16 protein-coding genes and 7 pseudogenes are annotated in these 14,359 nt (G+C 34.8%); 11 read left to right on the forward strand and 12 right to left on the reverse strand.

Annotated features, from left to right (window positions below):
- Positions 1–475 precede the first annotated feature (475 nt).
- On the reverse strand, positions 476–1,117 hold the full coding sequence (gene xynA, locus MHH79_RS10200) for an endo-1,4-beta-xylanase XynA (RefSeq protein WP_015251938.1): 642 nt from the start codon (positions 1,115–1,117) through the stop codon (positions 476–478).
- Between the two features lie 301 nt (positions 1,118–1,418).
- Here xynA and MHH79_RS10205 point away from each other — a divergent pair.
- Together MHH79_RS10205 and MHH79_RS10210 are read left to right on the forward strand one after the other, a co-directional pair.
- Positions 1,419–1,595, forward strand: a pseudogene (locus MHH79_RS10205) (ATP-dependent DNA ligase); the annotation flags it as partial.
- A gap of 306 nt (positions 1,596–1,901) precedes the next feature.
- Positions 1,902–2,041: pseudogene (locus tag MHH79_RS10210) on the forward strand (hypothetical protein).
- An 87-nt stretch (positions 2,042–2,128) separates the two neighbouring features.
- Here MHH79_RS10210 and MHH79_RS10215 read toward each other — a convergent pair.
- The gene (locus MHH79_RS10215; protein ID WP_340035135.1) at positions 2,129–2,752 is read right to left on the reverse strand and encodes a hypothetical protein; all 624 of its coding nucleotides are present in this window, start codon (positions 2,750–2,752) and stop codon (positions 2,129–2,131) included.
- A 496-nt stretch (positions 2,753–3,248) separates the two neighbouring features.
- On the opposite strand from MHH79_RS10215, the gene MHH79_RS10220 reads away from it, so the two are divergent.
- The gene (locus tag MHH79_RS10220; protein WP_123373222.1) at positions 3,249–3,479 is read left to right on the forward strand and encodes a hypothetical protein; all 231 of its coding nucleotides are present in this window, start codon (positions 3,249–3,251) and stop codon (positions 3,477–3,479) included.
- Between the two features lie 9 nt (positions 3,480–3,488).
- Here MHH79_RS10220 and MHH79_RS10225 read toward each other — a convergent pair.
- The 6 genes and pseudogenes from MHH79_RS10225 to MHH79_RS10250 form a co-directional block, all read right to left on the reverse strand.
- Positions 3,489–3,843 (reverse strand): annotated as a pseudogene (locus MHH79_RS10225) (UPF0715 family protein).
- 57 nt (positions 3,844–3,900) lie between these two features.
- Positions 3,901–4,068: a hypothetical protein gene (locus MHH79_RS10230; RefSeq protein ID WP_340035136.1), complete on the reverse strand. Its 168-nt coding sequence runs from the start codon at positions 4,066–4,068 to the stop codon at positions 3,901–3,903.
- 729 nt (positions 4,069–4,797) lie between these two features.
- Complete coding sequence (locus MHH79_RS10235; RefSeq protein ID WP_007409833.1) at positions 4,798–5,100, reverse strand: hypothetical protein; 303 nt, start codon at positions 5,098–5,100, stop codon at positions 4,798–4,800.
- Between the two features lie 210 nt (positions 5,101–5,310).
- Positions 5,311–5,697 carry a hypothetical protein gene (locus MHH79_RS10240; RefSeq protein WP_340035137.1) on the reverse strand — a complete coding sequence of 129 codons (387 nt, stop codon included), beginning with the start codon at positions 5,695–5,697 and terminating at the stop codon, positions 5,311–5,313.
- Positions 5,672–6,043: a hypothetical protein gene (locus tag MHH79_RS10245; protein WP_340035138.1), complete on the reverse strand. Its 372-nt coding sequence runs from the start codon at positions 6,041–6,043 to the stop codon at positions 5,672–5,674. The genes MHH79_RS10240 and MHH79_RS10245 overlap by 26 nt, the downstream gene beginning before the upstream one ends.
- 108 nt (positions 6,044–6,151) lie before the next feature.
- Positions 6,152–7,036, reverse strand: coding sequence for a hypothetical protein (locus MHH79_RS10250; protein ID WP_340035139.1), 885 nt, complete (start codon positions 7,034–7,036; stop codon positions 6,152–6,154).
- A 230-nt stretch (positions 7,037–7,266) separates the two neighbouring features.
- Here MHH79_RS10250 and MHH79_RS10255 point away from each other — a divergent pair.
- The 7 genes and pseudogenes from MHH79_RS10255 to MHH79_RS10285 form a co-directional block, all read left to right on the forward strand.
- Positions 7,267–7,935 (forward strand): annotated as a pseudogene (locus MHH79_RS10255) (SAR2788 family putative toxin); the annotation flags it as partial.
- 30 nt (positions 7,936–7,965) lie between these two features.
- Complete coding sequence (locus MHH79_RS10260) at positions 7,966–8,331, forward strand: hypothetical protein (protein ID WP_071577897.1); 366 nt, start codon at positions 7,966–7,968, stop codon at positions 8,329–8,331.
- 180 nt (positions 8,332–8,511) lie between these two features.
- A pseudogene (locus MHH79_RS10265) lies at positions 8,512–8,787 on the forward strand (SOS response-associated peptidase family protein); the annotation flags it as partial.
- A 274-nt stretch (positions 8,788–9,061) separates the two neighbouring features.
- A complete protein-coding gene (locus MHH79_RS10270; protein WP_340035140.1) occupies positions 9,062–9,436 on the forward strand; it encodes a YoqO family protein in 375 nt (124 codons plus the stop codon).
- 861 nt (positions 9,437–10,297) lie between these two features.
- A complete protein-coding gene (locus MHH79_RS10275; protein ID WP_340035156.1) occupies positions 10,298–10,447 on the forward strand; it encodes a tetratricopeptide repeat protein in 150 nt (49 codons plus the stop codon).
- 18 nt (positions 10,448–10,465) lie between these two features.
- Positions 10,466–10,852: a hypothetical protein gene (locus tag MHH79_RS10280; protein ID WP_340035141.1), complete on the forward strand. Its 387-nt coding sequence runs from the start codon at positions 10,466–10,468 to the stop codon at positions 10,850–10,852.
- Positions 10,842–10,985, forward strand: coding sequence for a hypothetical protein (locus MHH79_RS10285; protein ID WP_340035142.1), 144 nt, complete (start codon positions 10,842–10,844; stop codon positions 10,983–10,985). The genes MHH79_RS10280 and MHH79_RS10285 overlap by 11 nt, the downstream gene beginning before the upstream one ends.
- 153 nt (positions 10,986–11,138) lie before the next feature.
- Here the strand turns inward: MHH79_RS10285 and MHH79_RS10290 are convergent, their stop codons facing one another.
- The 4 genes and pseudogenes from MHH79_RS10290 to MHH79_RS10305 form a co-directional block, all read right to left on the reverse strand.
- Positions 11,139–11,339, reverse strand: a complete 201-nt coding sequence (locus MHH79_RS10290) for a hypothetical protein (RefSeq protein WP_123373215.1) — start codon at positions 11,337–11,339, stop codon at positions 11,139–11,141.
- A gap of 221 nt (positions 11,340–11,560) precedes the next feature.
- Positions 11,561–11,922, reverse strand: a pseudogene (locus MHH79_RS10295) (UV damage repair protein UvrX); the annotation flags it as partial.
- An 8-nt stretch (positions 11,923–11,930) separates the two neighbouring features.
- Positions 11,931–12,074: pseudogene (locus MHH79_RS10300) on the reverse strand (T7SS effector LXG polymorphic toxin); the annotation flags it as partial.
- Between the two features lie 98 nt (positions 12,075–12,172).
- Complete coding sequence (locus tag MHH79_RS10305; protein WP_340035143.1) at positions 12,173–12,730, reverse strand: SMI1/KNR4 family protein; 558 nt, start codon at positions 12,728–12,730, stop codon at positions 12,173–12,175.
- 127 nt (positions 12,731–12,857) lie between these two features.
- Between MHH79_RS10305 and MHH79_RS10310 the strand changes: the two genes are divergently transcribed.
- Positions 12,858–14,294: a flavin monoamine oxidase family protein gene (locus tag MHH79_RS10310; RefSeq protein WP_340034306.1), complete on the forward strand. Its 1,437-nt coding sequence runs from the start codon at positions 12,858–12,860 to the stop codon at positions 14,292–14,294.
- Positions 14,295–14,359 lie beyond the last annotated feature (65 nt).

The raw sequence follows: 14,359 nt of genomic DNA on the forward strand, positions 1-14,359 counted from the left end.
GCATTAAAAAACTTGGTTCGAGCTGATACAATCCTCTAAGGAAATCCTAAAGTTGGGTTCTTTTCGAACTAACCTGTCTTGTTCCGTAGAGTCCCCATTTATAAATTAGACTTTTTGTTCTTAACAGTCCCACCTTTAACTAGTATAAAGTTATGAGGATCTGGCTAACTACTGAGATATTTTTATTTTGAGTAAGGCTTATGTTTGATATAGAAGGGTTATGTAAAGGTGTCTGTTGTGAGCAAGCGCTGACTACAAAAAATTGATAGCATTCTCATTTAAATACCATTCTATTAACCTATAGGAAAAGTTATAAAACCAGATGGAGAATACCCTACCTCCAGCAATTGCAAGGCCGTTCACCTAGTAGAAAACAACCTTTAACCATTACTAATGATTTTAATAATCATTGATTATAAAACTTCTCAAGGAACGATCAGCAGCCCGTTAGCTACCCCTGATTAAAGATGATCTGCTACCACACTGTTACGTTAGAACTTCCACTACTTTGATATCCTTCTGTCGCCATGACTTGGTAAGCCCAATTACTGCCCAGATTCATTCCATGGCTCTTCCATGCGTTAACATGATTGCTGAAAGTGATTGTAGCGTTGCTTCCAGTTGGTCTCTTCGTCTGGCGAACACTCCAGTACTGCGTAAAAGTAGTGCGATCGCCATCAATGGAAGGTGCGTTATAACGTGTAGTTGTATATATGTCATATGTACCTCCATCACTCTTTACAGTACCTTTATACGTTCCGGTAGGCCTATAAGTACCCCATGAATCCACCACATAATATTCTATGAGAGGTGATCTCGTCCAACCATATAATGTTAAATATCCATTGCCATTCGGTGCCCAAACTCCGGCATTATAGTTTATCGTCCTAAATGGCGAACCTGTAGTCCAACCTTTACCAACAACAAAATTTCCGGTATTAGACCAATTAACACTGTAATTCCCGCCAGACCCATTGACAGCGTTTACTATACCGCCCCCATCAGTCCAATTTTGCCAGTAGTCTGTGCTAGCTGCAGAGGCGGTTGCCGAAAACAAGCTAATACTCATTAAAGCTGCCGATAATCCAACTAAGAAATTCTTTTTAAACTTAAACATATGTTACCTCCTATAATATTTTTTCCGACTTTGAGGCAGCAGCCGTATACATTTAAAACATTCTTAATTACTAACGCCAAAGCTTTTGATCGTCCCCTTCAGTATAATACCACGAATTCATGAGCGAATATTAAAGGTATTTGTAATTTAATTACAAATACCTAAAAATCACATAATAAATGGTTTTGTCCTGCCATATCCTGATCCTTTTTTCGCAGGATCACAATTCTTGTTTCTAAATCTGATAGAGCAATATCTGTAATGAATTCCTATTGAACCGTTTCGTATAAAGGAGATATACATTAGAGATTGTGAAATCATTGTAGCTGAGCCAGATGGTGCTCTTGACTTTGCAGCTGTAGTGCAACGTTTCATGTCCAAAAAATCAGCTTATAAGATTGTCGATGTTATCTATAAAGACGATCAGTCAATAGCCTCTAAGCCGCTCACTGTGCGTAAGACAGTTTTGAAATCACTATAGTTATAAAATTACTCACGATTAATTTAGATAAAATAAGACAAGTTTTATTACGTTTTCAATCACATTAATAAAGTAATCCTTGCATTCCTTTGCCCGCCATGCTTTATTGAGATAGCGTGAGCTGAATTGTATAAGCCGATTACATGCCCTTTGCGGCACACACGATGTGGTGTGTTCAAAGAGGTATGCCAAAGCCTTACACAGCGCAGTTCATCGCTTTTTTATTTCGTCAGGTCACATGTGAGGTCACGATTTTAACAATAAATCCATCTTATTTGCTGCTGCTTCTAATTGCATACTTAAATTGTTTGAGATTACAAAGAGTATCGTGATGTAAAGTACGGCCACTGTGACAATTGCGATTACACACTGTTAAAAGCTCTGTGAAGAGTGGAATATTCTTGCGTGAATGCCGGCGCTGTGGGATGAAAAAGAGCATTTAGTTTAATAAATTCCAGTGTATGTATAATCTAAAGACATTGAGGTCAAGCCCTACAGTTATTTTTCTATAGGGCTTTGAAACTGTTACATTAGTAGCTTTCCTCTGTGTCGATTGAAGTGAAAGGTTCTAACTCAATGGCCTCATGTACTTCTGGGAAAAGATAAATTTCTCTCTGTTGCCCTTCACTGTATGCTTTAACCAATGGAGCAATGGCATCTGACCATTTTTTAAATTCCGTAGGGTTTATTCTTGGAGTAGGAGTGTAAGCGTGATGAATTGCATACGCAGTTGTTTTATTTAAAACACTTCTAGGAATCATTTCATACCATGTGTCAGTTCTATTATGTCCTCCCAACGCTGTACCATTTACACCATACCTACGTGGAGCTGTTGCATACAGAATGTTCCCCCTTGAATCAGTTAAGAAAACAATTACTGTGCCTGTGAACCCTTTCCACTTTTTACTAGTCCATGTTTTAGTGGTTGCATCTAATCTTCCACTTGAGGATATAATAATATTGGTTGCCATTCGTCTATGATCCCCTAATTCTGTATGCTGTGAGCCCCGTAAAGGAAATGTCACACGCTCATCACTTTCAATACTTTCTACGTAAGGATTAAAGTTTAAGTAATCATTTCTGTAGTCAAACGATACAGGATACATTGCGTCGTCCCAATTTTGATAGAATTTTTGGAATTGATAATTATACACAACAAAACACCTCAGTAAATAATTTAGGTCAATGACCAAAATCAACATATTCAGTTATCTCGAACAAAGTTCCTAAATTTTTACAATCAAATACGTCAATGTAGGTTCCTTAAAGATCGCAACCTTAACTCAAGAACTGTATAATTTATCTTCCTCTTCATCATTTTTTAGGTATTCATAAATGTTTTCAATTGTAACTAATAACTCACTCATTTATCTTCACTTTAAATTTCAGAAATAGTTCCATAATTAAAATAAAAATATCTTCTGTTCGCTTTTCTTATATATTTAATGTTCTTGTTTAAGTTCTTTCTGTTTATTCCGTTTGTAACCTGTATAAGAGCCGCCCAAAATAGCTATAAACATTGCAATCCAAATTAAAATATTCAAGTCAAATCCCCAATTTTAAATAAAACACTTCTTTTATCTTGATTCTCTCGGATTAAGACACGTAATCGTGTTAAGGTTAATGCATGACTGCATTAGGAGTGATACATTGCTAAAAGTTGCAAAAATTTCGGTTTCTTGCATTGCATTAGTCTTGTGCGTATACTCGCTGTTTAATCAAAATGAATTATTGTTGCTGGTTGTTCAATTGTTTGTTGCAGCCCTTTTATCAGTAGTCGGAGTTGAAGCGATATTAAGCAAACAAAAACTGTCTGGATATTTACTGTTTGGATCAGCAGCCTTCTTACTTGTTGTAAACGGTGTGAAATTCATGATTTAATTTAATGTGTTAATGCCGCAGGAATATAGAGTCCCAAAACCAATAAATGAGAGCTACAACAATACTCATAATGTAATAATTTAAGCTTTTTAGCACAGCCAGAGCACTTGTTGGATTAGTCACAGCAAAAAACGATAACGCAGCTACAAAAGCTATTACTGTGTAAATAAAAAGATTAATTAAATTAAACTTTTTTTCCCCTTCTTCTCAACCACATTTGCAAAGGAACGGCAAACACCAAGTAAGTGATTAAAGCATAAAATCCTATGATGCCAATAGTGACTAATGCGATTATATACAGACCAAAGATTAGAACATATGACAAACTAAAGATTATCAGAGTATAAACATAACTTTTTAACATTTTATTAGATAGCAAGTTTATCCTCCTGTCTTCGAAAAACCTTATTAATGCAAAACTTTACTTAAGCCATATAGCTTTAGCAGCATCCATTACTCTAGATTTTTCATCAAGATATGCATATTTTCTCTCCCACTCGCTTTTTTTCCAAGCCTCTTGGTTTGCAAACGTTAGTTTAATTGGTTTTGGATACTCATCCTTTGACCAGCCATCTTCAATATGGTTCAACTTAGGGTCATTATCATCGTAATACTTCTACCAAACAGTAATCATTTTTAACATTATTGTCCCACCTACTTCTCTTTAAAATTTCAGTTTCAAAGTACTTTATTCCTTGAGAACAGTGCGTTCAGTACTTAGTCTGGATCAATACCACTACTATCTAGATTATCACTTAGCTGACCTAATAAAAGGCCAATCTCATCTCGATTAAACTTAAATTCTTCCTAAAAGTCCCTTCTTCTTTATTATCTGTTCCAGTTGCATTTGATAGGGAACAGGAAGTCGAATTAAATCTTTCGCCAGTCCAAATAGTTAAAGGATTAAGTCATTAGAACTGTTGCTAGACTTAGAGTACCGGCAGTCAATCTTTGTTTTTCTTCTTCAGAAAGTTCACTTATTTTAACCCATTCTTTATCACTAGCCAATTAAAACCCACCTTAATTATATTCGGCGCAGCGCGCCTGCTTTCCTGGATTCCGGATACGGCCGGATCTTATCTTCAGCTGCAGGTGCTCCTGTAGCCTTAAAATAAAGTTTGATTAAATGAACTTAATAAACCTTGATAAAAGTACAAATAGAAAAAACGTGTTTTGAAAAAAAGATTGATCAAAACACGTTTTTTCTATATTCATTTCAATCATCGTTTTATAAAAAAGTTTGATCATTTTATGTCTAGAATCTTCAACAAACGCGCCAGTTTGAGGAATAGTACCTTATAATAAAAACTGCTGAGTGCTACCTAGACTGAATACTCCACCCATGTGTTTTAAGCTTTTTTATATAATCTTCAACACTAATTTTTTCAACTTCAATTGCTAACGGCGTCAGTGAAACAAGGCACTCATTTGAAGTATAATTTATTGTAACTTTTACCACCTCGTATCCATTATGGAAGCCTGAATCAAATCCAGGATCGTCAATTATATCTCCTACTTGAGGGCGAAAGTCAGATTCAAATGTTTTCACTAATGTTTGAGTATTTTCCTCTGTAGGTTCTTGATTAATTGATGAGACAAATAATATTAAATTTATATTCAAAACATTTACCCCCTTTCTATGCTGTTTAAATAATCTTTAGTTTAATTCTATTGTTATTGATGATTGAGTGCAAAACAAATTTTAACTTGCCATCACAAATTAATTGTGCATTAAATGGCCCGTTTGTTGAATTGCAAAAATCTGTATTGTTAATGTGATTCTATCAAACTTTTTTATAAATTATCGGACTTTGTTTTACATAATCAATCTTTATTTTAAAGCTACAGCTCCGATATCTGGCATCGATCTCTCTTCAGCTTCCGCAACACTTTCAATGATTCTTGAAGCAGCGTCATAAAAAGCTGTTTCTGAGCACTCAGAATTAAAAATATTTAATAACTTTTCTTCTGTGAATTCCCTTAGCATATCTGCAATCATTTGGTTTTCACAATCATAAGAATTAAAACTTAAGTAGGCTAAATCACTGAGCGAAGATGATTCACCTTCTGGGATTTGTAATTCAATTTGCCGGGGATCATACATATAAAAACTACCAATGTATGGCTTATAAATAAGCTCGATATCAATATATGTTTTATGATTACCCTTAGGAAATCTAACCAGAACAATCTCACCCTTTTCCGGAACAAAATCCACAATCGTTCCTCCAAAATTTAAATGTTTTATCTCCCTCCTTAGTAATTGGTGTTGTGTGATAACCATAACTTTTGGCTTGACTACTAGAGATCACGTTGCCTCCATAAACATTTTCATCTTGACCATTACGTGATTTAATTTCTCTAGTTGTTAAATCATTTGCGTAAATGTCATATTTCTCATTCTCTTCTTGTTGACTTAAATATTTGTCATTAAGTGTTTTACTTTCTTGACTTGAATCATTGTCATAATAACTTTTTCCTTCATTTTCATCTTCATGATTTCCCTCTAATTGAGTATCCACATATACTTTTGTATTGTTGTCAAATTTGCTACACTGTACCATAAGAAATTCCCGATAATACCTAAACATATAATTATTAACTTTTTTATGACTTCTCCTTAAGTTCTTCGCCATTTCTCATGCTATTGTACATATTTTAAAGCAACTTACTTAAATTAATTTTTTATCAATACAATACATATCGAATCCTTGTTTTATAATTCTTACCTGTCCATCAGCTGCAGACCAACTTTCACTTATCTTTTCAATAAAAGAAAAAAGTTTGTGTTCTAATTTTCTGGGTATCATCTTCATAATATTATGAAGAATTTTTCTATATCGAAAACTTTTTTCAAACTCAATCCTCAATTCATTTAATTGCTTATTCCATGTATCCAACTTTTGATCGTTGAGACTGTAGGAAGATCGTTTAAATGAGTAAGGAGGATATATAGAATAAAATGCTACTGTAATACCTTTGTAAAGGATTTCTGAATAATATTGATTATTTTTAACTCCCCAACTAAGGTCATTCTCCTCAAAAAACATATTAATCTGTGATTCTAACTCTTTAAATCTTAAGAATGTTTTATATAAGAAAGGATTCTTTCTTGCTCTAGTTACATGAGCATAAATTGTTGGAGCTTCTGTTATCTTGGCCCAAATCGTACGATGGGTTCCATCACCGTAAACAGCATAAAAGTCATCATCTTCATAATGAATCAATTTCACTGGTGAGTGTTGATAATAAGTGTGAAATTCTTCTAGGCTTTGTTTTTCCAAGTATTCAAAAGCTTTTTCACATCGGCCGATGTCAATATTATCTGTACCGTTATAACATGCGTGATCAAACCAAGATACACCACTGGTTCCCCTGAACCCTAAACTCTTAATTTTTTTTAGCGGAGCATCCCTATATTGTTTTTCGCTCTTTTCGATTACATCATAATACAATTCATATGGATACTCACTTATATTTGCGGTTTCCTTCATTCCCTTAATATGAGATTCCAATACACCCTTTTCAAGCAGCAATTTTTCAAGTTTATTTCTCAAATCTCTTCCCCCCAAGCAAATGAATGTCTAAATATCATTGACAATTCAAGCCTACAGGTAAATTTTACATTTTTTCTTTACGATGATAAAGAATCGTTTCGAAAATCTAATTAAAACTGCTGTTTTATTCAGAACTTAATGTCCTTTATTCCTTTCCCTCTTCCGTCCATTGCAGATGCTAGCCACTTCATAGTTTCTTTAATATAGTTTTAATAATAAAAGCTTCATGAGAAATTGAAACAGATGATTTATCTGTCGATGGTGAGTTAGAACTAGATTTAGACACAAGTAGTATGGTTGTTTCTGCAGAAGCAGAAGATGATTCTGGAGAAGTTTTCAATGGAGAATTTAATGTTGAATTACAAGATATAAATGATGATGGAGATTTCATTGCAACTGTAACTGATACGAAAACTGGGGAAGAGTTTAATGTAAATACTGCTGAAGTACATGCTTCTTGGTACCCACTAGTTTGGATTGCTATCGTGGTTGCACGTATAGGTATAAAACAAGCTATTAAAAAATTCGGCAAAACTAGTGTTAAACAAGCAACCAAAAAGTATGGAACTAAAACATCTGCTTCAAAAGCTGTCCGTAAAGTTAGTATGAAAAATTTAGACGACCACTACCGTAAGCACAAAAAAGAATTTGGCAACATTACGAAATCCCAATATCTAAATAAAGCTCGAACTTTTTTAGGAAAAGCAACTAGCAAAACTGTTCTTGAAAAAAGAAGCAAGAAAAAATTTGGTGGCAATTATCGTTATTATAAGTATAATAAGAAGACCAATGAATTCTTATCTGTAGAACGACAAGGGAATAAAGATACTATAATAACGTACTTTAAGCCAAAACATCCAAATAAAAAAGCTGGTTATAATTATTATAAAAATCAATAGGAACAATATATATATTAAAGAGGGATTGCTATGACTAAATTATATACATGTTTAATTTGCGGATATAAAGGATTAAGTGAAAACCCATTAAACAATGATGGTGAGTATCAAAAAACATTTGAAATCTGCCCTTGTTGCGATTTTGAATACGGCTACAGTGAAGATCATGAAGTAAGCTTAGGTTTTATTGTAACGCCAGATTACTTAATTGAAGCGGCAATTCAGTTATACCGAAAACAATGGATTGAGAATGGCATGAAAATTGCAAATCCTAAATATATTCCAGATGAATTAAGAAACGGTGACTGCTTAAAATTTGAGGTGTTATTAAAGCAGTTGAATAGCCTAAATCTCGATACAGAAAACTTTGAAATCAAGGGATTTAATGGTTATTAGGCAGCTTCAAGCCCCCGGTATGGGGGCTTTCTTATTATTGTAAAGACTATCAGAAGACTGTTTAAGTATTAATATCATTGATTATTCTTTCTCCATATTCCCCTGACCAACACTTCAACTTCTTTAACCTCAACTGTTTGCTGCATCACATCCCTCCTTTTTGTTTTTTGTGTATCAAGCTTGTACAATGACATCATCAAGCAATTCAACATAGATCAATTCTTACCTGAAGGTGAATATCACCCAAACTATAATGTCGCTCCTTCACAAAACATCCTGACAATCATTAACGATGGATCCAATAACCGTCTGGGCAAGCTTAGATGGGGCCTTATCCCTCCTTGGGCTAAAGATGAAAAGATCGGATACAAGATGATTAATGCTCGTGCCGAAACACTGGCCGAGAAACCAAGCTTTCGAAAGCCACTTGTCAGCAAACGTTGTATCATACCCGCTGGCAGGTATACAGAATTCCGTTCTGCATTTTCTTCCCGAGCTTCCACCCACTCATAGTCACCCACCGTCCAGAAACGCGGTGAAGTTTGACCGTCGCTGTCTTGATTTTTCAACTCTTGCTGAAGTTCTTTAAAAAACTGAATATCTTGATTCATTCATTTCCTCCTATCTGTTTAAAATCTCGATTTTAAGTTAACTTTAAAGTACATGGTCTTGAGAAATTCCCCTTTAATTGGTAAGCTGGCACCTAAGATCATACAAAGCAGGTGATGTCTTGAATAAAATAATCGGAATAATTGGATTAATTGTTTCCTTAATTGTGCAAGGGTTTTCAGCAAGTGGTTCGTTGACTCACGAGATTGCTATGGCTTGTCTATTTGTATTCCTAATAATTTATAATTTTGAACATGCTAAGGATTTCTCTAAAAAATCTCTAATTGTTTTAGGAGCAATCTTTATAGCTCTAATGCTAGGTATTTATCAACTCATTTCCTTTACCGGTGATTATTATGATAGGCTTAACTTAAATATTGGACTTATTATCTTACTTGAAATTGCTTTGATTATTGTTTTGGTATCTATTGCAGTAAATTTAATGAAGTTAATTGCGAATCGGTTAAGGAAAACACCTGATGGTAAAGAGTTTTAACTCTTTGCCTTGTGGTCTCTTCTTATGTATGAAATCAAATGCTTTCCCTAATTCATTCTCTTCTGTTACCGCTGAGTAATAAATAATTACTTTGGCCATTTCTTATATTGCATTAAGGGTTAATTAGTCGAGATCATTGAGGGATTAAAATATGGCCAAATAAAAAACGATGGATGCTCCATTTCCATTAAAAAGACAAGGTTGAATATGTAGTACTTCACTCAGAACATTTGGCTTATTAAGGATATAATAAGTGTTCTTATTAATTTTTCCTGTTACGATAACGATCAAAAACAGAGTTATCTATCCCATTTCAAGCCAGATATTCTGCTTTTTTTAAAAATGTTCTTGATTTTCACTTTTATATATATCCATAAAGCATTCGGACATAACCATTACTTATTATATAGGGATTTAACTACCAATATGTGGGGGTCTATTAACATTCAAATACTCAAAAGCAAGAACAAATGTACTCATAGCACTTCCATTTCCACACCCTATCCAAATTTTCATTTTCCTAATTTCACATTAAATCGTCCTTTTTCACATCGTAATCGTTATCGTAAAAGCTTATAGTATCAACGTTTTTCCTTCTTTAAATTTTCCCTTTTTTATCAATATCCCCTTAAAACAACCACTTTTCCCTACTCCCGCTTATTTTTTACGATCGTTTACCCTCTATTCACTAATTAAAGTATCAAAAATCCTTATGTTTACTGTCTTTTTTAGCTCATTATAAATTTTTACGATAAGCAGGTTATTCGTGTTGAAGCAGCCCTTAACATTTATAAAGACCAAAAAAACTATACTGTTCGCCGAATACAATGTGCTTTTGTTGTAGCAGGCAACTTTGATGATCTGGAAAGTCATGAAAAAGCAGTTCCGCATCTTCAAAGAGCATTAAAAGATTCGAAAGCTATAAACAAGCACAAACTAATTGGTGCATCGTTATATAATTTGGGGAACTGTTATTATAAGATGAAAGAGTATGACAAAGCTGCTGAATAAATTGAACAAGCAGTCTCATTGTACGAAAACGATAAAAGTGATCTTCTCCCTCATACATTATTTACACTGACACAAATTTACTTCAAAATGAAGGATATTGAAAAAGCCTTTATTCTTTATAAAAAAGGAATCGAGAAAGCACAAGCCATAAACGATGATGTCTTAGTTGCTGAGTTTAATTACTTAAAGGCTTTATATATCGACTCTATAGATAAACGCACAGTTTTCCGAACTTTTTCTGTACTTAAAGATAATGTTATGTATCCAGATTTAGAGGAATTAGCACTCGACACGGCTAATTATTGTAAGGAGATAGGGCAATTTGAAAACTCAACCACCTTTTTTGACGTTATGGTGGATGCCCGAATCCAAATACAAAGAGGAGAGTGTTTATATGAAATTTAAACTTGCATTAGCCACCTTGTCAGTTGTCGTTGGATTAGTAATTTTCAGTGGCTTTTCATCCTCGAATGACAAAGAGTTCCATGAAGCTAAAAGGAATATTACTTCTATTCAACCAACCAAGTTTTTTGTCTAATATTTAACCCATTAGAAACATTATCGAGCAATGGGTGCTACTAATTTGTCAACTCTTGATTAATCATTAGCTAATTAAACTAAAAAGACCGCACTACGAAATACAGTCAGTTTGGTCTTTTGTCTTCAAAATAAAATTTTAATGGAAAGTTTGTTACCACATATGCAAAGCAAGAAACGAAAGCCCCCATGCTAATATGCCGAACATTACGAAGAACCTAAGAAAAGTTTCATATTTTGTAAGTCTTCGTTCTCTTTTTATTTTACTCAATCTCCAATAAAGAGCGTAGCCAGAGAACAATAAAATTATTTGTCCCAGTTGTGACACCGATTCTAAAAATTCTATCCCATTCATTGATTTTACCTTGTTTATTTATGAGAAAAGTAGGTTTTATTATCTCAGATGAAAAAACCATTTCCAACTGTTTAAGTAAAAATAAGTAAGCCATATTGTGTCTAATGGTATAAGAAAAGATGTCCTCTGTGTCTAGTAAAACCATAGTGTATGGTGGCAGAATACGTTATGTTTCTCTATTAAAATTAGCAAATTAACATTGTAGTTTTATCATCTTAACTTTATGATTTATGTCCACCAGTCAGCCCTGCTCTGTGAAGCGCAGTACCAGCAGATGTATAAGAAACTGCTCTAAGAATCGCTTTCGATCCGTATTTACCTCTAATCCCATCCATTACAAACCCAAGTTTCCTTCTCTTTTCATTATCCACTTCAAATAAACTCAACTGTTGATTAACAATATTTGATAACGTAACTGAGATACTTCTCACTGTTTTACCCGAGTAAAACTTATCAAGCAACATTTATATATGTCCATCGTGATATTTGTGGGAAGATCTATTGTTTTAGCTCGGTGAAATCCACCACCAAGATCATCTTTACTGTATCCAATACCCAGACTGATTGTTCGACCAGCTTTGTTGTCTGCACCTTACCGGAAAACTCGGTGTCATCTAGGTCAGCTACAGACTTAAACGCTTTTTTAAGCTTCACCATTTGCGACCTTAGTTCCTTATACTCTTTGGTTCTTTTATCGGTCTCAGAGAGTAATGAATCAGCCTCAAATACCTTCATATTATTCTCCTTCCTAGACTACTCTATGTAAATTTCACCACAGTAATCTATTTGAATAACAGAAAAAGACAGCCAAAATGACTGTCTTATACATCACACTATCTTGTTCTATAATAATTTTCTGCGGTATAGTAGCGCCAATCCCAAAAAGGTTCCCCATTGGCCAATATATACCGGTCTAAAAATATTTCAAAGTTTAAATTTAATGGATTATATTCTAAACCACTTTCAAATATATAGAGATAGTTGGGATCACCTTGGTTCACTTTATCTTTATCGATCATTAAATGGCATTCTTCCAATAAGTAGCCAATTGGAATACCATTGATATCTTCAAACAAATCCTCATATTTTAACTCCTCTTCAATCTCTTCAAGGCTAAATAGCTGAAGTCCTCCACCTATATTCTCCCCATCAGAAAGAATCTCAAAAATTTTCGCACCGTTATGCAGTGTCATGAACTTCTGATAATCCTCTGGAAGGGTAATCTGATGTTTAGCTTCAAAACTTTGAATGTCGTTAAGGGTTGCTTTGTCCTGTGAAAATGTAACAAGGAACTCCATGATATCCCCTTCAGAACAAAACAATTGAATGGCTCCTTTTTCATCTAAAAGACTTTTCAAGCCATTTACCGTCTTATGAACAAAGTTAGTCACATACATCACCCCTTTATTTCCTTTTAACAATAACCTTTCAAATTCCAAAAGATGTGAACAGATCGTGATAGGTGCTCTTTTCAGTGAATATAATGCAATAAATTCTAAAAAGAGGTGCCTCCAAAAAGTGAATTCTCTAATGAATGATGACATGGTAAAGATCATTAGAAATGGCCTTAGCGCATCGCAGCATCCAAAGCACATTCTTATTATAGGAGCTGGATTGTCCGGGCTTGTATCAGCATCTTTGCTGAAAAATGCCGGTCACAGAGTAACGATTCTCGAAGCGAGCGGCAGAGCGGGCGGCCGTGTCTGCACTTTAAGATCTCCCTTTAGTGATGATTTGTATTTCAACGCTGGCCCGATGCGCATACCGAATAACCATTCGTTAACCTTAGAATATATAAAAAAATTCAAATTGCCAACAAATGTATTTCTCAACAGAACCCCTATGGACATCATTTATGCAAATGGAATCAAAACACGTCTCCAAGTTTTTGAACGAGCTCCTGGAATATTGAGATATCCAGTTGCACCAAATGAACAAGGGAAAACGTCTGAAGAGCTGATGCTTTCTTTACTGCAGCCTATTCTAAATTTTATCAATCAAAATCCAGCGAGAAATTGGCGGATCGTCGAAGAACAATACAAAAATCATTCGTTAAGCTCTTTTTTAAACACGTATTTTTCATATGGCGCGATCGATATGATTGGTGTACTTTTGGATATGGAAGCGTATATGGGGATGTCCCTTGTTGAAGTATTGCGGGAATCTATCTTTTTTTCATCGCCCGCTCACTTCTATGAGATAACTGGCGGCATGGATCTGCTGCCTCACGCGTTTCTTCCTCAATTAAAAACAAACATTCTATACCATCAAAAAATGATGAAAATGTCTCAGGGGGAAAATAGTGTTACGATCCATTGTCAGCATCAACAAACGGCAGAATTCACATCATTCACAGCTGATCTCACTATTGTAACCATTCCTTTTTCAACATTGCGATTTGTAAAAATCGAACCATACCATTCATTCTCGTACTATAAACGAAGGGCAATCCGTGAGCTAAACTATATCAGTGCAACAAAAATCGGCATAGAGTTTAAAAGCCGATTTTGGGAAAAAGCCAGGCAGCGCGGCGGCAAATCTATTACTGATCTACCGATTCGTTTTTCGTATTATCCAAGCAGAAATATTGGAGCAAATGGACATGCCGTCATTCTGGCCAGTTATACTTGGGCTGATGAGGCACTGATATGGGACAGTCTTTCAGAAGGAGAGCGAATCCAGTATACTTTACTGAATTTATCTGAAATCTATGGTGATATTGTGTGGTCTGAATTTGTGTCTGGCACTTCTTTTAGCTGGAGCCAGTACCCGTATTCTGCGGGAGGTTTTACAGCTTTCGAACCAGGACAAGAATTAGAGCTGTATCCCTATATTCCTGTCCCTGAGGGCAGAGTTCATTTCGCCGGAGAACACGCCTCACTCACTCATGCGTGGATGCAAGGCGCGATTGAATCTGGAATACGTGTTGCTTATGAGGTCAATCGCTTACCTTAGATCATGCTCACCTTCTGTACTAAAAGATTATTACATTTCATATAATAAGATCTTGATTAGACGGA

Source organism: Bacillus sp. FSL K6-0993 (assembly GCF_037977205.1).
GTDB classification, from domain to species: domain Bacteria; phylum Bacillota; class Bacilli; order Bacillales; family Bacillaceae; genus Bacillus; species Bacillus subtilis.

What these genes read in the sequence shown, in the direction of transcription:
- MHH79_RS10285 (WP_340035142.1), top strand. Translation starts at nt 10,842, where the DNA reads ATGAAATTTAAACTTGCATTAGCCACCTTGTCAGTTGTCGTTGGATTA.
- MHH79_RS10245 (WP_340035138.1), bottom strand. Translation starts at nt 6,043, where the DNA reads ATGGTACAGTGTAGCAAATTTGACAACAATACAAAAGTATATGTGGAT.
- xynA (WP_015251938.1), bottom strand. Translation starts at nt 1,117, where the DNA reads ATGTTTAAGTTTAAAAAGAATTTCTTAGTTGGATTATCGGCAGCTTTA.
- MHH79_RS10260 (WP_071577897.1), top strand. Translation starts at nt 7,966, where the DNA reads ATGACTAAATTATATACATGTTTAATTTGCGGATATAAAGGATTAAGT.
- MHH79_RS10290 (WP_123373215.1), bottom strand. Translation starts at nt 11,339, where the DNA reads ATGAATGGGATAGAATTTTTAGAATCGGTGTCACAACTGGGACAAATA.